16 protein-coding genes are annotated in these 18,786 nt (G+C 55.7%); 7 read left to right on the top strand and 9 right to left on the bottom strand.

The features are described 5' to 3' along the window. Window positions 1-12: 12 nt before the first annotated feature. Window positions 13-750, bottom strand: coding sequence for a 3-oxoacyl-ACP reductase FabG (gene fabG / locus B1C80_RS13840; RefSeq protein WP_077921779.1), 738 nt, complete (start codon window positions 748-750; stop codon window positions 13-15). Between the two features lie 321 nt (window positions 751-1,071). Next, window positions 1,072-2,049 carry an NADPH:quinone oxidoreductase family protein gene (locus tag B1C80_RS13835; protein WP_077921899.1) on the bottom strand — a complete coding sequence of 326 codons (978 nt, stop codon included), beginning with the start codon at window positions 2,047-2,049 and terminating at the stop codon, window positions 1,072-1,074. 66 nt (window positions 2,050-2,115) lie between these two features. On the opposite strand from B1C80_RS13835, the gene B1C80_RS13830 reads away from it, so the two are divergent. After that, window positions 2,116-2,577 (top strand): DUF4440 domain-containing protein, encoded by a 462-nt coding sequence (locus B1C80_RS13830; RefSeq protein ID WP_077921778.1) that lies wholly within the window; start codon window positions 2,116-2,118, stop codon window positions 2,575-2,577. Between the two features lie 11 nt (window positions 2,578-2,588). Here B1C80_RS13830 and B1C80_RS13825 read toward each other — a convergent pair whose 3' ends face one another. Beyond that, the gene (locus tag B1C80_RS13825; RefSeq protein WP_077921777.1) at window positions 2,589-3,833 is read right to left on the bottom strand and encodes an acyltransferase; all 1,245 of its coding nucleotides are present in this window, start codon (window positions 3,831-3,833) and stop codon (window positions 2,589-2,591) included. A 132-nt stretch (window positions 3,834-3,965) separates the two neighbouring features. Here B1C80_RS13825 and B1C80_RS13820 point away from each other — a divergent pair, with 132 nt between their 5' ends. Further along, entirely contained in the window at window positions 3,966-4,373 is a 408-nt protein-coding gene (locus B1C80_RS13820; protein WP_077921776.1) for a MaoC family dehydratase, read from the top strand. A 318-nt stretch (window positions 4,374-4,691) separates the two neighbouring features. Here B1C80_RS13820 and B1C80_RS13815 read toward each other — a convergent pair whose 3' ends face one another. Continuing rightward, a complete protein-coding gene (locus B1C80_RS13815) occupies window positions 4,692-4,877 on the bottom strand; it encodes a histone H1 (RefSeq protein ID WP_077921775.1) in 186 nt (61 codons plus the stop codon). Between the two features lie 145 nt (window positions 4,878-5,022). After that, entirely contained in the window at window positions 5,023-6,327 is a 1,305-nt protein-coding gene (locus B1C80_RS13810; protein WP_077921774.1) for a pyridoxal phosphate-dependent aminotransferase family protein, read from the bottom strand. Window positions 6,328-6,551: 224 nt separating this feature from the next. On the opposite strand from B1C80_RS13810, the gene accC reads away from it, so the two are divergent. Beyond that, a complete protein-coding gene (gene accC, locus B1C80_RS13805; protein WP_077921773.1) occupies window positions 6,552-8,057 on the top strand; it encodes an acetyl-CoA carboxylase biotin carboxylase subunit in 1,506 nt (501 codons plus the stop codon). Between the two features lie 10 nt (window positions 8,058-8,067). Here the strand turns inward: accC and B1C80_RS13800 are convergent, their stop codons facing one another. Continuing rightward, window positions 8,068-9,225 (bottom strand): patatin-like phospholipase family protein, encoded by a 1,158-nt coding sequence (locus tag B1C80_RS13800; protein WP_077921772.1) that lies wholly within the window; start codon window positions 9,223-9,225, stop codon window positions 8,068-8,070. A 147-nt stretch (window positions 9,226-9,372) separates the two neighbouring features. Here B1C80_RS13800 and B1C80_RS13795 point away from each other — a divergent pair, with 147 nt between their 5' ends. Genes B1C80_RS13795 through B1C80_RS13785 form a run of 3 tightly spaced genes read left to right on the top strand, consistent with a single transcriptional unit; the run spans window position 9,373 to window position 12,782 of the window. Continuing rightward, entirely contained in the window at window positions 9,373-10,473 is a 1,101-nt protein-coding gene (locus B1C80_RS13795; protein WP_077921771.1) for a Nif3-like dinuclear metal center hexameric protein, read from the top strand. A 17-nt stretch (window positions 10,474-10,490) separates the two neighbouring features. Next, window positions 10,491-11,246 (top strand): zinc ribbon domain-containing protein, encoded by a 756-nt coding sequence (locus B1C80_RS13790; RefSeq protein WP_077921770.1) that lies wholly within the window; start codon window positions 10,491-10,493, stop codon window positions 11,244-11,246. Between the two features lie 15 nt (window positions 11,247-11,261). Beyond that, window positions 11,262-12,782 (top strand): lipopolysaccharide assembly protein LapB, encoded by a 1,521-nt coding sequence (locus B1C80_RS13785; RefSeq protein WP_077921769.1) that lies wholly within the window; start codon window positions 11,262-11,264, stop codon window positions 12,780-12,782. Window positions 12,783-12,866: 84 nt separating this feature from the next. Here the strand turns inward: B1C80_RS13785 and pgk are convergent, their stop codons facing one another. From pgk to B1C80_RS13770, 3 genes are all read right to left on the bottom strand, one after another. Then, window positions 12,867-14,054: a phosphoglycerate kinase gene (gene pgk / locus B1C80_RS13780; RefSeq protein ID WP_077921768.1), complete on the bottom strand. Its 1,188-nt coding sequence runs from the start codon at window positions 14,052-14,054 to the stop codon at window positions 12,867-12,869. A 204-nt stretch (window positions 14,055-14,258) separates the two neighbouring features. Next, window positions 14,259-15,485, bottom strand: a complete 1,227-nt coding sequence (locus B1C80_RS13775) for a hypothetical protein (RefSeq protein ID WP_077921767.1) — start codon at window positions 15,483-15,485, stop codon at window positions 14,259-14,261. Next, window positions 15,472-16,464 (bottom strand): DUF2157 domain-containing protein, encoded by a 993-nt coding sequence (locus tag B1C80_RS13770; protein ID WP_077921766.1) that lies wholly within the window; start codon window positions 16,462-16,464, stop codon window positions 15,472-15,474. Before B1C80_RS13770 ends, B1C80_RS13775 begins: the two co-directional genes overlap by 14 nt. 108 nt (window positions 16,465-16,572) lie before the next feature. Between B1C80_RS13770 and B1C80_RS13765 the strand changes: the two genes are divergently transcribed. Beyond that, window positions 16,573-18,261 (top strand): VRR-NUC domain-containing protein, encoded by a 1,689-nt coding sequence (locus B1C80_RS13765; RefSeq protein WP_077921765.1) that lies wholly within the window; start codon window positions 16,573-16,575, stop codon window positions 18,259-18,261. The last annotated feature ends 525 nt before the right edge of the window (window positions 18,262-18,786 follow it).

Raw genomic sequence — 18,786 nt, 5'->3', positions numbered from 1 at the left:
CGTTGACAAAAGTTAGATAGCCTGTCCGCCATTTACGGCCAGCACATGCCCATTGACAAACGACGCTTCGTCAGACGCCAGGTACAGGTATGCATACGCAATATCGTCGGGTTTACCGATGCGCCGGACCGGCACGGTAGCTACGGCAGCATTGCGAACTTCGTCCGGCATCGCATCGGTCATGGCGGTCTGGATAAATCCGGGAGCTACCGCATTGGCGGTAATGCCTTTGGGTCCGAGTTCCTTGGCCCACGACCGAACCATGCCAATGATACCGGCTTTGGCGGCTGCGTAGTTGGTTTGGCCAAATGCACCATGTACGCCGTTGATGGATGAGGTACAGATGATGTGGCCGTACTTGCGCTCTACCATGTAAGGGGCCACTACTTTGGTGCAGTTGAAAACGCCCGTCAGGTTCACATCGATCACCTGCTGCCACTCGACAAACGACATTTTCAGCAGGGTTTTGTCGCGCGTGATCCCGGCGTTGTTGATCAGAATATCGATCTGCCCGTAGCGGTCAACTACCTCGCGGGTAGCGGCTTCGATGGCGGGCACGTCGGTGGTGCTGACCTTCATGAAGTCGCATCGGTACCCCTGGTCGCGCAGGGTTTGCGCCGTTGACTCCCCCTCGTCGAGCAGATCCCAGATGATCACCGTAGCGCCTTCCCGGCAAAAAACCTCCGCAGCACCCTGCCCGATACCCCGGGCCGCGCCGGTTATAATGGCTACTTTATGTTGCAATCGCATGGGTTATCTATTTTCTAATTGCTCCGGTTTCCCGGCATTTATACCGGGGAAATAATTTTCAATCATGTGTTTCCCGGCATGAATGCCGGGCCTATTCATGTCTCTCCCTCAATCCTGATTCCGGCCTATTCTGCCTATGATTAGCTCCGGCATTTATGCCGGGAAACCATTTTTCATTATCCGGTCCCCGGCATAAATGCCGGGCCTATTCATATTGCTCCCTCAATTCAGATTCTCGCCCATCCTGATCATGATTAGCCCCGGCATTCATGCCGGGGAAACCATTTTTCCCACCCCCCCCGACACTCACACCGGCAGAAATCAATGCATCACGACGACCGCTTTGCCAACAACCCGGCGCTCGAGAAGGTCGCGCAGGGCTTTGGGAGAGTCGTCAAGCGAATAGGTTTTATAGATGTGCTGGTTTAGCTGGCCCGCTGAAATCCAGTCGAGGATCTGGCGAAAATTCTGCAGGCTGGTTTTGGGTTCGCGCTGGGCGAAAGCCCCCCAGAACACACCGACAATGGAAGCCCCCTTGAGCAAAGCCAGGTTAAGCGGAATACTGGGTATGTCGCCACCGGCAAACCCTACGACCAGGTACCGGCCCTTCCAGGCCAGCGACCGGATAGCGGGCTCGGCGTAGCGGTCGCCGACGGGATCGTAGACAACATCAACGCCTTTCCCATCGGTCAGCTCTTTGATGCGGTCGCGTAGCGTTTCGGTTGTATAATTAATGGTTTCGGCAGCACCCAGGCGCCGGCATACCTCCAGCTTTTCATCGCTCGAAGCGGCTGCAAGAACGCGGGCGCCCATCAGCACGCCCAGCTGAACCGCTGCCAGCCCCACCCCCCCGGCAGCCCCCAGAACCAGTAGGGTCTCGCCCGGTTGCAGCGAAGCGCGGTCTTTCAGGGCGTGGTACGATGTCCCGTAGGTGTACATGGTGGAAGCCGCCGTTACAAAATCCATATCCGGCAGCATGGGAAGCGTCGTGGCGGCATTGGCCGCAACCTGCTCGGCAAACCCGCCGTATCCCGTCAGCGAAAACACCCGGTCACCGGCCCGAAGGTGGCTCACCCCCTCACCCACTTCGGTAACGATACCCGCCACTTCACCCCCCGGCGAAAAGGGCATCGGCGGCTTAATCTGGTATTTTCCTTCGATGATGAGCGTATCGGGGAAGTTGACCCCGCAGGCTTCGACCTGAATAACGACCTGACCAGTGCCCGCTTTGGGCTGAGCCACATCGGTCAGAACGAGTTGTTCGGGCGGGCCGTATTGTTCGCACAGAATGGCTTTCATAAACATAAAGGTTCGTGTGCAAACCTAGCACTATTGCCGTAGTTTTACCAGAAAACCAATTTCCACATGCAACGACTGATCGCTTTTGCCCTGCTCCTGCTGGTAATCGCACCGGCCTACAGCCAGTCGGCCCGCAACACATCGGCAGCCAAGACGGTGGCAGCTGACCGGCGGGCCATTCTACTCATCCTGAAACGTCAGACAGAAGACTGGAACGCCGGACGAGTTGAAAAATTCATGAATGGCTACTGGCCTTCCGACTCACTTACGTTTATCGGCAAAGCCGGGGTCACCTATGGGTATCAGGCTACCCTGGCCAATTACCGGAAGCGCTACCCGGACCGGCAGTCGATGGGGACCCTAAAATTCGATATCCTGCAGCTGGACATGCCATCGCCCAACGTGGCCTATGTCATCGGCCGCTGGCACCTGACCCGCCCCACCGTGGGCAACCTCGATGGTCATTTTACCCTGCTCTGGCGCAAGATCAAAAAGCGCTGGGTGATCGTCAGCGACCACTCGAGCTAGCGTTTGGCCCTTTACTCATTCACTCGCTCGTTCCTGCGCTCTTTCACCAGTTCGGTCGGTTCTTTAGCCGACAGGCGTTCGCGGAGTTCGGTGACGGGGCGCTCGAAGTATTTAAACAGCAGCGTCGACAGGAACAGGACCAGCCCCCAGAACAGAAATACCTTCATCCAGGCCGTTTCGAACGAGGTGGTCGGGATTCGTTCGAGGAAGCTGATCATAATGGGCGTCAGGTTCAGCAGATACATGGAGTACGATATCAGACTGATGTGCGTGATGGCCTGCGCAATCCCGAACCGCGCCCAAAGCCCCGACGCGGCCCGCCAGCCATCCATATACGGCATCAGCAGCGCCATACTCAGCCCGATGACCGGAAAATAAAAGGTCCGTTTGTAGAAGACGTAGGCAGGCTGTACGCCCCACTCACCGTAATAGCCTATCAAAAAAACAGACGATGTAAAGGCGGTAAGACCCGTCAGCACCAGGCCGATTACGAACAGCCGCTGCCGGAGCCGCTCATTGGTCCAGCGGGTCGGGAAATAGTGTTTGGCATAGGCCGCCAGTACGCCGTACGAGATAGCATCCAGCCGCGTCAGTACAATACCGCGAAACCCGAGCTCACCGGCCGGCAACGGTACCTGTGCAGACAGCACCAGCCGACATAGGTTAGTACCCAGAATAACCGTCAGGATGGCCGCCAGTACGATACGCTGGCGGGGCCAGGAGGCTGGCAGCAGGGTCTGCATCAGCCACAGAATCAGGGGCAGGGTTATGTACGACCACTCTTCGATAGCCAGACTCCAGGTTTCGGTGAAAAAGTCGGGTACGTAGGTGGTGAAGTTCTGCAGAAAGAAAAAATAGCGGATCAGCGTATCGCGCTGAGGCAGCGAATGATGTACGCCAGCCCGATAGGCCCGAACCAGCGACAGCCCGATCAGACCCAGCAAAACCAGGTAGTAGTTGGGTAACGTCCGGAACCACCGGCGTGTCCAGAAATTAAGCAGCAGGCCTGCGTCGAAATGACTTTTCTTTTCGTACGAACGAATCAGGATTCCACCGATCAGAAAGCCACTCAGTACAAAAAACAGTTCAACTCCATCGGGCAGCAGATGATGCCAGAACGCTCCATTATAATACTCCTTCAGCGCAACGGTGGCGTGGGCATCTACCACAATCAGGATAGCAGCCGCCCGCATCACGTCCAGACCAAACACCCGTTTGGCAGGCGATACACCCAGCGAAAACAATTGATTCAGCATAACAGACGCGAAGGTAGGACGTATTGCACAATGAATAATGGACGGTAGATAATGATTTGCGACCGCTAACACTGAACTTTGCCCACTATCAACCTCGGGATATATACGCCCTGACGTTCAATATATAGTTATATGGAATTTACCCTCGACGCTGTTCACCGCTACGCGTTCCGGTTTTCGCAGGCCGACGTTACCGATTTTGCCCGGGTTACCGGCGATAACAATCCTCTTCACCTCGACGCTGATTTTGCAGCGACAACGCCGTTTAAGCGCCCTATTATTCATGGCATGCTGGGAGCCAGTGTATTTACAAAAGTGCTGGGCACCGAGTTTCCCGGTTACGGGTCCGTTTACCTGGGTCAGACACTCGAGTTTCTGCGCCCCATGTTCGTCGACACCGATTACGAAGCCACCTTCACTGTTCAGTCGATGGATCCGGCTAAACATACCGCGCAGATCCTGGGCGAAATTCGTGACGTGCAAACCAAAAAAGTGACCACCCGGGGCATTGCCACCCTCATGCACCGCGAGAAAATATAAACGCGGGTGCCAAACACGCTGACCGGCTTTCCGGCTCAGCCTCCCATCCTGCCCCGCCCGAACCCACCGGGGTCTGTGCAGTCAGTCCCCATTATCTCCCACCACCGTGGTCCGTGTCCCCACGGACCACATGCGCGTCAGCAACGAACTTCCTCCAGGTACCCCTCCCTACTGTGGTCCGTGAGGACACAAACCACGGCGACGCATTCCCACCAGCCGGTGAAAAAAAAACCCGCCGGGCTAGCAGCCGGGCGGGGATAGATTGGTTTGGCCAAAACGGCCGGATGCGCTATCAGTAGGACAGACTGCCCGGGTGATTTACGCTTTCTCGGCTTTGTTCTTGGTGTCCTGAACTTCCGAGCGAATGGTCTGCGCCAGTGTCTTCAGATCCTGCATTCCTTTACGAACACGAGTACCGGCGGCCTGGTTATTTTTTTCGTAGAACTTCTCGAAATCACCTTCCAGCGACATAACCAGATTCTTTACTTCATCGAAGCGTGCCATAGCGATGCGTATGGGTTTAAGTGTGAAAAATGCCCAAATCCCGCTAAAAACGCGGTTTTTCGGCTGAAATTTAGTGATTCTCCTATACAGCGCAATAGGTGAGCCAAAAAATTAGTTGAAAAATGCAACTTTTCTCCAAAAAACCTTATTCAGATGCCGCTTCGGCTGACATTTCGACCGTTTTTGGGGCCGTAATCGTTGAATTTTGACGATAGAGGCCATTCTTGAGCTTTTCGCCCATTTTAGAGAAAGCATCCAGCGTATAGTTCACATCGTCCAGGGTGTGAGCCGCTGTTGGAATGATACGCAACATGATCGTTCCTTTGGGTACAACCGGATACACAACGATCGAACAGAACACACCCATATTCTCGCGCAGATCCATGGTCAGGGTAGCTACTTCGGCCACGCCCCCTTCAATGTTCTGCAGGAACACCGGCGTTACCGGCGACTGTGTATCGCCAATATCGAAACCACGCTCACGCAGTCCGTCCTGCAGGGCGCGAACGTTGGTCCAGAGTTTATCGCGCAGCTCCGACGACCGCCGTACCATCTCCAGCCGCTTCAGGCCGCCAACTACGTAAGGCATCGGCAGCGCTTTCGCGTACGTCTGCGACCGCATGTTGTACTTGAGGTACATGATGATGTCATGGTCGGCGGCAATGAACGCCCCGATCGCTGCCATCGACTTGGCAAACGTCGAGAAATACAGATCGATGCCAGCCTGGCAGCCGAGCATTTCGCCAACGCCCGCACCCGTTTCGCCCATAGTGCCGAAACCGTGTGCATCGTCGACCAGCAACCGGAACTCGTATTTTTCTTTCAGCGCTACGATCTTGTCCAGACTCCCTACCTTACCCGACATCCCAAAAACGCCTTCGGTAACGACCAGAATGCTGCCGCCCGTTTCGGCTACGCGCCGGGTAGCTCGCTGGAGGTTTTTCTCCAGACTGGCCATGTCGTTATGGTTGAACTTATAATAGTCACCCATCTTCGCCTTGTGGAGCCGGATACCGTCGATCAGGCAGGCATGACTTTCGGCGTCGTAAACAATGATGTCCCGATGGTCGACCACGGCTTCGATGGCCGACATAACGCCCTGATACCCGTAGTTGAGCAGGAAAGCATCTTCTTTGCCAACAAACTCCGCCAGTTCTTTTTCAAATTGCTCGTGCAGGTCTGAGTTACCGGACATCATACGGGCGCCCATCGGATAAGCCAGCCCCCACTGCGCCGTGGCGTCGGCATCGGCTTTACGAATTTCAGGGTGGTTGGCCAGCCCCAGGTAGTTATTCAAACTCCAGTTCAGTACCTCTTTTCCCCGAAAGCGCATCCGGGGGCCCAGCTCACCTTCTAGTTTAGGAAATGCAAAATAGTGGTGGCCATTGAACTCCCGTGCCGGCGAGCCGATTGGGCCTAGGTTGGTGCGCAGTTTCTCGAATAAATCCACTTTTTATTGTCGTTTTATGGGTTAAACCCTTGTTTTTAAAGCCATAAGTGCAAAAGTACGGTTAACTTTTTCTCGGACAAAATTGCACCTCATAAATTCGATTTTGACCGATCCGGTTCGCCGTCGGTACGCATTTGTTGGCAGCGTGTTCACCCTTTGCCCATCTTTGCGTAAATCTGCGTCTGGAAAAGCCGCCTGGGGCGGTTCCTTTATCAACATACGTAATGCCAGCCATCCATAAACTACTGGTCGCCAACCGGGGCGAAATTGCCCTTCGGATCATGCGTACCGCCCGCGAAATGGGCATACAAACCGTTGCGATCTACTCAGAAGCGGACCGTAACGCCCTTCATGTCCGCTACGCCGACGAAGCCGTTTGCGTGGGGCCGGCCCCCTCTTCCGAATCGTACCTGCGAGCCGACACCATCATTGATGTCTGTAAGCGGCTCAACGTCGATGCTATTCACCCCGGCTATGGCTTCCTCTCCGAAAACGCGGCTTTTGCCCGACAGGTGCGGGAGGCCGGCCTGATTTTCATCGGCCCCTCACCGGAAAGCATCGAGGTTATGGGCAGTAAACTGGCCGCCAAAGCCGCCGTGGCCGGGTACGATATCCCGATGGTTCCCGGCACGCCCAGCGCCATTACCGACCGGGCCGAAGCCAAGGCCATTTCGGCCCAGATTGGTTACCCAATATTGATCAAAGCCTCGGCCGGGGGCGGGGGCAAAGGCATGCGGGTTGTTGAAAGCGATGCCGAATTCGACGAGCAGATGGACCGCGCTGTCAGCGAAGCCATATCGGCCTTCGGCGACGGGTCGGTGTTCATTGAGAAGTACGTCACCTCGCCCCGGCACGTCGAAATTCAGGTCCTGGGAGATCAGCACGGCAATATCATTCATCTCTTCGAACGCGAATGCTCCGTACAGCGACGCCATCAGAAAGTCGTTGAAGAAGCCCCCTCGGCGATCCTGACACCCGACATCCGCGACGCCATGGGCCGGGCGGCTGTCGATGTAGCCCGCGCCTGCGGCTACTACGGGGCCGGTACGGTGGAGTTCATCGTCAATGATCAGCTCGACTTCTATTTCCTGGAGATGAACACGCGCCTTCAGGTCGAGCACCCCGTTACCGAACAGATTACGGGCGTCGACCTGGTAAAACAGATGATCTACATTGCCGAAGGGAAACCCCTGACCATCCGGCAGGAAGATCTGCACATCAAAGGGCACGCCATTGAAGTACGGGTCTATGCCGAAGACCCGGCCAATAACTTTCTGCCCGACGTAGGCACGCTCGACACCTACGTTCGTCCCCAGGGAAATGGTGTGCGGGTCGACGATGGGTTTGAGCAGGGGATGGCCATCCCGATTTATTACGATCCGATGATCGCCAAGCTCGTTACCTACGGCGACAGCCGCGACGAGGCCATCCAGAAAATGATCCGGGCTATTGACGAATACCAGATTTCGGGGGTTCAGACGACACTCCCCTTTGGCCGGTTCGTGATGGAGCATGAGGCCTTCCGGTCGGGTCAGTTCGATACCGGCTTTGTTGCCAACTACTTCAAACCGGAAATGCTGACCACTACCAGCCCGGACCCCAATGAAACCAGCGTGGCGGCTGTGCTGGCGGCCTGGCTGCTGGAAACAAACACCCCCAGACGCAGCGAAGCAGTTAATGAGAGGCCAATGGCGTCGAGAAGTAAATGGAAAACCAACCGAATCGGGTAGTCGGACAGCATTAGGGATTTAGCTCCCTTAACAACCGCCCCAGTGTCGTTCTTGACAGCTGAAAGGAGTAGGTTCCTTCAACGGGTAAGCCGGGGGTAGCTATGGCCTCCTGTACCTGGGTAACGTATCGCCCGCGACGGCCTGCCTCCAGCAGGGTAGTCATGGTGGCCGGGTCAAATATCAGCTCGTTCGGAATCAGCGCGTACAGGTCGTGCGGCATAAAATAAAACGTCAGCACCAGGCTTGGTTCGGCAGCTTCAGTCCCTACTGGCTGGCTGCTCAGCGAAGCCTGTTCAGCCAGTTGCGGGAGGGTGAGTTGATTCAGTCTGTTCAGCAACCGCCCAATGGCTATATTCATTTCGCGGGTGCCACTACCGTAGGTAGCTAGTGTCCGGGTGAGCGCCTTGAAGACGGTGGCTTTCCCATCGGGCCAGCTGGCTGCGGGTTCGTCGGCGCTGGGCAGGCTATTTATAATTACGTCGACGGCTTCGTACCGCTTGTCGAATGCCAGTTGCAGGCCTTCCCGAATCGGAATTGGATTTCTAACACCACCATCGACCCAAAAATCGTCAGCACCTGCTTCATTTCTGGTGATATAAGGCGACATAAATACGGGCTGGTTGGCCGATGCCCAGGTCCAGTTTACCATTTCTTCATAATCGGAATGCTGACTGGCCGACTTATAGGCCGCTTCGAGGGTTCGGAGGTTCACCACTGACACTGTAAAGTCAAGGCCCAGCGGACTGGTACGGATCTGAGCATAATCGGCTGGCGTAACGAACGTACGGATCAGATTCCGGAGGTTTTCGGTCGTTCCCAACGAGGGTTTGTTGAATCGGCACAGGGCATTCAGCAGCCGAATGGCCCCTCGCTTATTGAACGGGTTAACGGTAAAAATATCTTTTTGCGTCACGGACGTATAGGCCCGGTTAAGCACATCGTATTTACGAAGCAGGATCAGTGGAGCCATCAGACTACCGGTACTGGTGCCAACTACGTGGGCATAGCGTTTTCCGGTCGAATCCAGAAAATTAGCGATTCCAACTCCCCAGGCCCCCCGCGCCCCACCACCCGACACCACGAGCAATCGTTTGGGAGGTGGGTCAGTCTGAGCCATAACGGTAGACAACAACGGCAAAAAAAGAGCGGAAAGAAGTAACAGTTTCATGATTGGGTAAGGTTGGTCTAGCAGTGACAAGCGGATAAGTTACTGACAATCTGAGCGAAGGCAAGCCGTTAGGCATTAGTCGCAACGAGTCGATTTTGGGGAAACCAGCCGAAGGGTGTAATTTTCGACCAATCGTTTTTTCTATTTATGACAACCATCCGCCAGCTTACCGCTTATCTGGAAACCATTGCCCCCCTGGCCTATCAGGAATCCTATGATAATGCCGGCCTGATTGTAGGGGACCCCAACACGCTCATCACCGGCGTGCTGGTTACCCTCGACGCCACCGAAGCCGTTATCGACGAAGCCTTAGCCAGGGGGTGTAACCTGGTTGTGGCACACCACCCTATCGTTTTCCGGGGGCTGAAAAAACTGAATGGAAAAAATTACGTAGAGCGAACGGTCATTAAAGCCATAAAAAACGAGGTGGCCATCTACGCCAGCCATACCAACCTGGACAATGTGGCCGGGGGCGTCAACGCAAAAATCGCGGAAAAGCTGGGCCTGCAGCAGGTGCAGATTCTGGCGCCCAAAGCGCAGACGTTGAGCAAACTCGTTGTCTACACCCCCGACGCCGACCTGCCGGCGGTCTTGCGGGCTGTGTATGAGGCCGGGGCGGGCCGCATTGGGGCCTATGACCACTGTTCGTTTCGGGTGGGCGGAACGGGAACGTTCAGACCCCTAAGCGGAGCCAATCCGGTTGTAGGGGCAGTAGATCGCGATGAAACCGTGCAGGAGCAGCGGCTTGAAGTGCTGCTGCCGACCCATCTGGAAGGCGCTATTGTGGCAGCCATGAAGCAGGCGCATTCGTATGAGGTGCCGGCCTACGATCTGTACGCCCTCACCAACAGCAATCAGACCGTCGGGTCAGGCGCCGTGGGCAACCTCCCAGCGCCAATGACGGGCGCGGACTGGCTCACGTATCTGAAAGAAACGATGCAGTTGCCCCTCATCCGCCATACCGCCCTCCCCGACCGCCCCATACAGCGTATTGCCGTTTGTGGCGGAGCGGGTAGCTTTTTACTGGCCGATGCCCTGCGCGCCGGAGCCGATGCCTTTGTTACAGCCGACTATAAGTATCATGAGTTCTTCGACGCCGAAGGTCGCCTAATCATCTGCGACATTGGCCATTATGAAAGCGAAGTCTGTACGAAAGAGTTGATCGGCGGGCTTTTGGCAAAAAAATTCACTATTTTTGCGGTAATTTTATCCGGAATAGACACGAATCCGGTACAATACTTCACGTAGCACTAAATACATTCCGAATGGAACTGACGATTGCGCAAAAACTAGACGCTCTTCTGAAACTGCAATCCTTCGACTCTCAACTCGACGAACTCATAAAAATCCGGGGAGGTTTGCCCGAAGAGGTGCGCGATCTGGAAGACGATATTGCCGGTTTCGAGACGCGGATCGGGAAGTTCCAGGCCGAAATCAAAACGCTGGACGAGGAAATCGAGCGGAACCGGGTTGCCAAGAAAGACGCCGAGAAGCTGATCACCAAATACAAGGATCAGCAGATGAACGTCCGCAACAACCGCGAGTTTGATGCGATCTCGAAAGAAATCGAACTGCAGTCGCTCGAGATCGAGCTGGCCGATAAACGGATCAGCGAAGCCCAGTTTCGGGTTCGGGGCAAAGAAGAGGAGATCAAGACGACCCAGGAAGCCCTGAACGAACGGAAAGAAGACCTGAAAGCCAAAAAGCAGGAGCTCGATCAGATTACCTCCGAAAGTCAGGAAGAGGAGAAAGAACTGATCCGGCAGCGCGACCAGCAGGCAACGACCATTGAGCCGCGGCTGCTGAACTCGTACAACAAAATTCGCGGTAACGCCCTCAACGGACTAGCCGTTGTGATGGTGAAACGCGGAGCCTGTGGCGGCTGCTTCAACGTAGTACCACCCCAGCGCCAGGCCGACATCAAAGACAAGAAAAAGATCATCGTTTGCGAACACTGCGGACGGATTTTTGCCGATGTAGAAGGCGTTCCCGAGCCGGCTGTAGTAGGCCGCGGACGCTAAGTACAGCCTACTCTGATGCGACGGATCGACACAGCTTTCTTACCAGAAACCCTGTGTCGATCCGTTGTTTTTTGGGTACTCGTCTGGCTGGCGGCCCCCGTGCAGGCGCAGGACTTTGTCTGGACACCCGGGCTGCAGCGCGTCTATACCGATCTGCAGAAAGCCAACGTCCAGCCCGCCCGGCAATTGCTGGCCCGCGAGCCAACCCATAACGGCATTCGTATTTTCGTCGACGATTACGCCGACATGCTCACGCTGGTCACCTCCGACGATGATCAGCTGTTTGCCACCTGGAGCGACCGCGAAGCCGAACGGCTCGACGGCCTGCAGTCGCTGGACGATACGTCGCCCTGGCAACGGGTGCTTCAGGCCGAAGTGCGGCTCCACTGGGCGTTTATCAAGCTGAAGTTTGGCAAAGAGATGAGCGCCAGCTGGGATGTCATCCGCGCGTACAAACTGCTGGCCGATAACCAGAAACGGTTTCCGGATTTTTTGCCCACCTATAAGTCGCTGGGAACCCTGCACATCATGATCGGCTCCGTACCGGAAAGCTATAGCTGGGTAGCCAGCCTGCTCGGCCTGCGGGGTACTATTCAGCAGGGGCAGCAGGAGATCAGCCGGGCGCAGCGCGATCCCGTTTTTGGTCTGGAGGCCCGGCTCATCGATCTGATGGTACGGGCTTACGTGCTCCGCTTCACCGAAGCCGACAGCCAGACGTTACAGCAACTGATTCGGGCTAACCCGGATAATCTGCTGCTCCATTTCTTCGGAGCCACGATAGAACAGAAGAACGGTCATAGCGAGCAGGCGCTGACGTATCTGAACGCTCGCCCTACGGCTGCGTCGTACCAGCCCATTCCCGTTATGGACAATATTCTGGGCGACATCTACCTGCAAAAAGGGCAGTACGGTACCGCTACACGCCATTTTCAGCGATTTCTGTCTACCTACCGGGGGCGTAATTTCCTGAAGGACTCCTATTACAAACTGTTTCTCTGCCAGTGGCTGGCTAACGAACCCGACGCCAGTGCCCGGCCGTTGCTCGTACAGGTTACCCGCGTGGGTCGGCAGGCCGTCGAGTCGGACAAAGCCGCCCAGAAGTTGGCTGAACAATACCTGAAACGCAGCCCCTCTGCCCAGCAGAAAGTACTGATGCGGGCGCGGCTGGCGGCTGATGGCGGCTATACGGATAGCGCGCTGGCGTACCTTCGGCCTTACACCGAAGCGCGTTTTCCGGCGCTGGCCGAACAGATCGAGTACAACTACCGGCTGGGTCGCATCTACCAGCGCCGGAACGCGCCCGACACAGCGGCTCCCTATCTGAGCCGGGCGCTGACCCTGGCCGATAGCCCGGCAGCCCGACAGCAGAATCTTTCGTTCGGAGCGTCCTCGGCGCTTCAGCTGGGCTATATCTACCAACAAAAGAACGACCGGACGCGCGCCCGGTCGTTCTTCGAAAAAGCCCTGTCTTTCAAGCGACACGAGTACAAAAACAGCGTCGACAACAAAGCGAAAGCGGCCCTGAGCGGGCTGTAAGGCGTTTATTTTCGGGCTTGTTGCTGCTACCCCATGTAGAGACGAGACCCCTCGCGTCTCCACGTGGGATAGGTTGTGTGGCGTTTAGTCGAGTGCCGCTACGCCTGGCAGGGTTTTGCCTTCCATGTACTCGAGCAGGGCACCACCGCCGGTAGAGACGTAGCTCACCCGGTCGCCGTAGCCTGCCTGATTGACGGCCGAAGCCGAATCACCACCGCCAATGAGCGAGAAAGCACCGTTTTCTTCGGTAGCTTTTACCACCGCTTCGGCAATGGCGTTTGTACCCGTAGCGAAGTTTTCGAACTCGAATACGCCCATAGGTCCGTTCCAGAGAATGGTTTTCGAAGCCAGCACGACCTCCGTGAACAGTTTCACCGTCTCGGGTCCGATGTCCAGGCCTTCCCAGCCATCCGGAATTTGCCCCGTACGCACCACCTGCCGGTTGGCGTCGTTCGAGAAATCATCGGCGCAGACGTTATCGACAGGCATGTAAATCTTGACGCCTTTCTGCTCTGCCTTCTTCAGCAGCTCCAGCGCCAGCTCCTGCTTATCAGCTTCGAGCAGCGACTTACCGATCTGACCACCCTGCGCTTTGGTAAAGGTATAGGTCATCCCCCCGCCAATAATCAGGTTGTCGACGGTGTCGAGCAGTTTCTCGATGATCAGGATCTTGTCCGAAATTTTGGCACCACCCATAATCGCCGTGAAAGGCCGTTCGGCTTCGCCCAGCACTTTTTTGGCGTTGACCAGCTCGGCTTCCATCACGTAACCAGCCACCCGGTCGGTAAAGAACTGCCCCATCACGGCGGTGCTGGCGTGGGCGCGGTGAGCGGTACCGAAGGCATCGTTTACCCAGACATCGCCGAGTTTTGCGAGCTTTTCGGCAAAGGCTACATCGCCTTTTTCCTCTTCCTTGTAAAAACGCAGGTTTTCGAGCAGCAGAATCTCGCCCGGTTGCAGCGAGGCTGCCAGGTCCGCGGCCGACTGACCAATGCAGTCGTCAGCGAACTTCACCTCCCGGCCAAATGCTTCGTTTAGCGCCGGAATGATATGCTTGAGTGAATATTTTTCTTCGGGGCCTCCTTTGGGCCGCCCCAGGTGCGACATCAGTATGGCCGACCCACCATCATTGACAATTTTCATCACGGTCGGGATCGTTGCCCGGATGCGGGTATCGTCGGTGATGTTGAATTCTTTGTCGAGCGGCACGTTAAAATCAACCCGGACAAGGGCTTTTTTGCCAGCAAAGTTGTAGGCGTCTACGGTCTTCATGCGAGGGCAATCATTGGTTAGTTTACGGGGTCAAACTTAGGACTTTTTCGCCAGACCCACCGCAGAACCCGGCTGATTGACGCGATGAAGCCTACGTCTCCTGCCTAACCCAACCCGTTAGTCAGTCGGGATCACCTCTGTTTGCCCCGGCCCGATCTCAACCCTATGCAGGTGTTACAGCCATGCTGACCTTGTATCCATGCATTAGTAGCGACCTTCGCTCCCACCCCCGCCGAAGTTACCTTCGCCAAACCGCAGGCTCTCCCGCTGAGCAGGCTGGGCCTGCGTAGCCGCTTGTATGGCCGCTATCGTGTCGGCATGGCCAAGAATACCCGCGGGCGAGTCGTCGTCGGGAGTATCCGAGAAGCGGCCCCGGGTTTGGTCGGCCGGGCGGCTCTGCAGGTAGCGAATACAGCCTACGGCAATTCCGATCAGCGCCAGTCCGCCGAGCGTCAGCGCGGTATTGAGCGATACGATCGCGGCATATTCGTGTAGCGTAGCCACGGCCGCAACGAGCCCCAGCGCCCCCATCGACAGCAAAATTCGGTTGCGAGTCCGCAGCCCATAGCCGAAGCAGGCGCCCGGTATCAGAAAGGTCAGTAGCCAGAACAGCGCCGGTAGGCCAATCTCGGGCGCTTCGGCAAAACGGGGCCGGTCGGGCGTAGACTCCAGCAACAGGCCGTTCAGTTCGCGCACTACAAAATAATTACCGCTGGCGATCAGCACCACCAGCGACAGCGACTCCATCAGGTTGATCGGATCGGCATAATACGTTTGTGCTTTGGTCAGAGTGTCGCCCGGGCCGCCAACCAGCCAGCGACTACGCGACAGCCCGTATAATCCACCCGATACGGCCATCATGACAAACGGTAGTGCATCTTTGCCCCAGCTAAACGCCAGCATGCCATTGAACACAAAGGTGTAGAACGTAGCCAGCGACAGAAAGGCCAGAATGGTATCGCCGTAGTACCAGAGCCCCAGCAGCAGGATGGGCAACGCGGCCAGGCAGTAGGTAGAAAGCCGAAGGTTCTCGGGCAGAAACATCAGCAGCCCCAGCACGAGGAAGCCCGCTGCCAGCACCGCTATGGCATTATCGACGCCATTTCTGTAGAGCAGCCGCCGGTTGATCAGCTGTTGCCCCAGCACCCCCAACCCCAGACTGAACACTACACTCACTGTACCGAAGGAGGTGCGCTCATCGAGCAGACCCGACACCAGCGTTGTTGTCAGTAAAAACGTACCCAGTATCGCCAGCGTCGTGAACAGAAACAGACCTACCTCCAGAATACCGTTCGTTTGCCGGAATCCAAGCGGGTAGTTTTGCTGTACGGTGCCGATCTGCGCGTCGGTCAGCAGGCCGCGTTTGTGCCACCGTTCGGCCTGTCGGACCAGCTCCCGGTTATAAATCCATTCGTCGTTATACGCTTTCATTCGTCGGTTTCCGATTAGGCAACTGGCTGAGCAGGTACGCCACAAAGCCAATACCGGTCAGGATAAAATACCAGTAATAACTGCTGGCGGCTGTAAAATCCAGGTAATGAAACACCAGGTAGGTAATACCGATGTAGCCGTAGATGGCACTCATCAGAATAAATAATACCAGCCCGCTGTCGACAGCCCGTTTGCGCCGGGCAAACTGGTCGAAGGCGACGCAGGTTCCGATCAGGGCCAGGCCGAACAGCGGGCGAACGGAGTCAAAATTGAAGAGCCCGCCCAGCAGCGCCACCAGCAACAGATTACCCGCAATGGTCAGGTAGGTGTACGTGAAGTGGGGTTTGATGCGCCGACGCTCCAGCAGCAGCGCGGCCCCGATCAGCACCAGCGCCAGCACGATGGCCGAATACACCGTTTTCTGATCGAAGAAGTTGGTTTTGACATACAGTTCGAGCGGCCGTATGGTGACGCCTACCCACGAGATAAGGGCCGTAAGCGCCATACTCAATACCCCCCGGTGGTCGAACCGGTAGGCCAGGGGCAAAAACAGAACCGCCGGCAACAGGGTGACCAGCCCGTATCGGGTGCCGAAAACGGTGTAGGCATACTGGGCATAACCTTCCAGTGTAAGAAACAGAAGACAACCCAGCAGTAAGGCATAATCGCCAAACGATGACCGGCTTCGGGCCAGCTCAAACGTCCAGTCGGGCCGGTGGCGCCAGGCGAAAAAGAAGCAGGCTCCGCAGCCAGCCGCCATAGCCAGCAACAGCGCGCCATGACCAATCTGATCGAAGTTATCGTATACCAGTAACCCCAGCCCGGAACTCAGCAGCAGGATTCCCCCGTAGAGCAGCGAACGTAGCTCCCAGTGTAGCGAAAGGGGTTTTTCGCGTTCAAACCGATCGATCGTTGCCGCTTGCTGGGCCGATAGAATACCTTGCTTTACGAACTCATTCAGGCTGTCTGTTGGGGACATATCCAGCGTTTTTTTTGTTGTCTATATGGTCAGCACGGCTCCGTCGGGCGGCTCCAAAACTGGTCTCCCGACAGTAGCTACCGGGAAACCGAATCACTAATCCCTGGCATGGTCGGACGACAGAAAGTTATTCTTACCCCCCGGTATTACCTCGACAATTTCCGCTACGTGCTGGACTTTGTCAAACGGCTGTACGGGGGCTTGCTTAACGAGGCCGAGTGGGATTTTATCCGCCGGTTCGAAGCCCTCGGCCTCGACGCCCAGTGTGTATACGTACGACTCAGTAACCGAAAAGGACTCTTTTTTCGTGTCAACAAACTGCAGTATGCCGAAATTACCGACCTACCGGCGGCCATTGGCGAACTCCTGACAACTGGCTTTATCGAACGTTTATCACCACACCACGAAGGTATGGGCGACGACGCACTCGGTGTTTTCACCAAACCCGAACTCCTGGATCTGCTTCCGCTTTCGCCGGAAGAAGTACGCCCGCTCAACAAGGAAAAGAAAGAGGGTGTAGTTCGGTACGCATTACATGAACTCGATTTCGGCGAAATAGTCACCAGCCTGACCACCCACGAAACGGTTATCCGGATGAACTTCGAAGCCGAGGGGATGATGGTCAAGTACTTGTTCTTCGGCAACCGGGGCGGCAGCATGACTGATTTTGTGGTCCGCGATCTGGGCATGGTCAACTTCGAGCGCTACGACGACAGCAAGATGACGGCCCGCTTTCGTACCCGTAAAGAGGTGGAGGATAAGCTGATGATCTCGCTGACGAACGAGGAGTTTTACGAACTGAAAACCAGCGAAACGCCCGCCGAAGATATTTACAACTGGTTTCTGAACTGGAACGAAACCCGGCCTGAGCTAACCGAAATTGCCATTCCGGGCTATCAGAAACTGGTATGCAAGGTGGGTGGCTACCTGGAACGACAAAAGCTACCCGAGCAGGCCCTGGCTGTTTATGAGCTGAGCGACCGCGTGCCGGCCCGGGAACGACGTGTCCGGCTGCTGTTCCGCAACGGCGCCGTCGACGAAGCCCTGGCCCTCTGCGACGAGATTGCCGTAGCGCCCCTCAATGCCGAAGAACGCTATTTTGCGAACGACTTCCGCGAGAAAATCCTGAGCGTCGGCGAGAAAAAGCGCCCCCGCAAGGCCACCACCCGCTTCCTGTCCGATGCCGAAAGCCTGAACATACCAGCCGCCTATCGACATCATGTAGAGGCTGGCGTGATGAACTATTACCTCGAGTCGGGCTACGACGCGGCTTTTACCGAAAACTACCCCTGGCGCGGACTGTTCGGGCTGGTGTTCTGGGATATCATCTACGACGCCAACGTATCGACCATTCATCACCCGCTGCAGCGCGCGCCGTCGGACTTTTACCTGCCCGATTTTTACCTGAAACGCGAAGAGCTGCTCAAAAAGCGCCTGACCGAACTAACTACCCGCGACGACTGGCGACGGCATACGGGCCGTATGTTCAACGCCAAGTACGGCATCACCAACGTACTCGTCGACTGGTCGGATGAGCTGCTAACGCTGGTTCAGCGCCTTATCGACCTCCTCGATCTGGAGCAGCTCCGGCTTATCCTGCTCGAAATGGCCCGGAATGTTCGCGAACATACGCGCGGCTTTCCCGACCTGCTGATCTGGAACCAGGCCGGGCATTATGAATTCGTGGAAGTCAAATCACCCACCGACCACCTCGGCCCGCAGCAGCTACACTGGCTCGAATTTTTCCAGACCATCGGCGTTCACGGTAAGGTCGTGCGGGTTATCTGGGAGCTTTGATCCTATATACAAAAAGACTTCTTTCTCTGCTGAGTTGGGGCAGTTTGGCAACTGCTGAGTAGCGACAGCAAACGGTAGCCGATGCGGTCGGTTTTCCTATGGCAGGGATAATCTCCCTGCCTTTGCATTTTCTCCGCCGGACCAGTCCATGACCTGGTCGAACAACTCCTGAGAGTTCCCCGCTACACACGGTTATGGTCTGTTCAGCCCCGCCTTTTGCCTCATAGCTATTCACCCTCTCCTTTCTAGACTGCCTAAAAAATACTAGTTTGATAGTACAACAATACATCATTAACACTTCAAATAAATCCAATACATAGAGAAACTTTTCACCTCGTGTTTCGTCTAGTGAATAATTAGAAAAGACAAACCTACAGGCAATAAGTGCTGATCATTCTTGAATAAATTGACGAGCCTATGCAATAAATCCTATTCGATTAATACATAAGAATGAGGGCCATTATTTCTCTGAAAGTACCGACTTAATTATCCAGGCTTATTTATCGAAATACATTTACAGATTAC

This window comes from Spirosoma sp. 209, assembly GCF_002006735.1.
Classification (GTDB): domain Bacteria; phylum Bacteroidota; class Bacteroidia; order Cytophagales; family Spirosomataceae; genus Spirosoma; species Spirosoma sordidisoli.
Note: the sequence above shows the minus strand (reverse complement) of the source record. Positions and strands in the feature narration are given on the sequence as shown.

What these genes read in the sequence shown, in the direction of transcription:
- fabG (WP_077921779.1), bottom strand. Translation starts at nt 750, where the DNA reads ATGCGATTGCAACATAAAGTAGCCATTATAACCGGCGCGGCCCGGGGT.
- B1C80_RS13795 (WP_077921771.1), top strand. Translation starts at nt 9,373, where the DNA reads ATGACAACCATCCGCCAGCTTACCGCTTATCTGGAAACCATTGCCCCC.
- B1C80_RS13815 (WP_077921775.1), bottom strand. Translation starts at nt 4,877, where the DNA reads ATGGCACGCTTCGATGAAGTAAAGAATCTGGTTATGTCGCTGGAAGGT.
- B1C80_RS13765 (WP_077921765.1), top strand. Translation starts at nt 16,573, where the DNA reads ATGGTCGGACGACAGAAAGTTATTCTTACCCCCCGGTATTACCTCGAC.
- accC (WP_077921773.1), top strand. Translation starts at nt 6,552, where the DNA reads ATGCCAGCCATCCATAAACTACTGGTCGCCAACCGGGGCGAAATTGCC.
- pgk (WP_077921768.1), bottom strand. Translation starts at nt 14,054, where the DNA reads ATGAAGACCGTAGACGCCTACAACTTTGCTGGCAAAAAAGCCCTTGTC.
- B1C80_RS13775 (WP_077921767.1), bottom strand. Translation starts at nt 15,485, where the DNA reads ATGAAAGCGTATAACGACGAATGGATTTATAACCGGGAGCTGGTCCGA.
- B1C80_RS13825 (WP_077921777.1), bottom strand. Translation starts at nt 3,833, where the DNA reads ATGCTGAATCAATTGTTTTCGCTGGGTGTATCGCCTGCCAAACGGGTG.
- B1C80_RS13790 (WP_077921770.1), top strand. Translation starts at nt 10,491, where the DNA reads ATGGAACTGACGATTGCGCAAAAACTAGACGCTCTTCTGAAACTGCAA.
- B1C80_RS13770 (WP_077921766.1), bottom strand. Translation starts at nt 16,464, where the DNA reads ATGTCCCCAACAGACAGCCTGAATGAGTTCGTAAAGCAAGGTATTCTA.
- B1C80_RS13800 (WP_077921772.1), bottom strand. Translation starts at nt 9,225, where the DNA reads ATGAAACTGTTACTTCTTTCCGCTCTTTTTTTGCCGTTGTTGTCTACC.
- B1C80_RS13835 (WP_077921899.1), bottom strand. Translation starts at nt 2,049, where the DNA reads ATGAAAGCCATTCTGTGCGAACAATACGGCCCGCCCGAACAACTCGTT.
- B1C80_RS13820 (WP_077921776.1), top strand. Translation starts at nt 3,966, where the DNA reads ATGGAATTTACCCTCGACGCTGTTCACCGCTACGCGTTCCGGTTTTCG.
- B1C80_RS13830 (WP_077921778.1), top strand. Translation starts at nt 2,116, where the DNA reads ATGCAACGACTGATCGCTTTTGCCCTGCTCCTGCTGGTAATCGCACCG.
- B1C80_RS13785 (WP_077921769.1), top strand. Translation starts at nt 11,262, where the DNA reads ATGCGACGGATCGACACAGCTTTCTTACCAGAAACCCTGTGTCGATCC.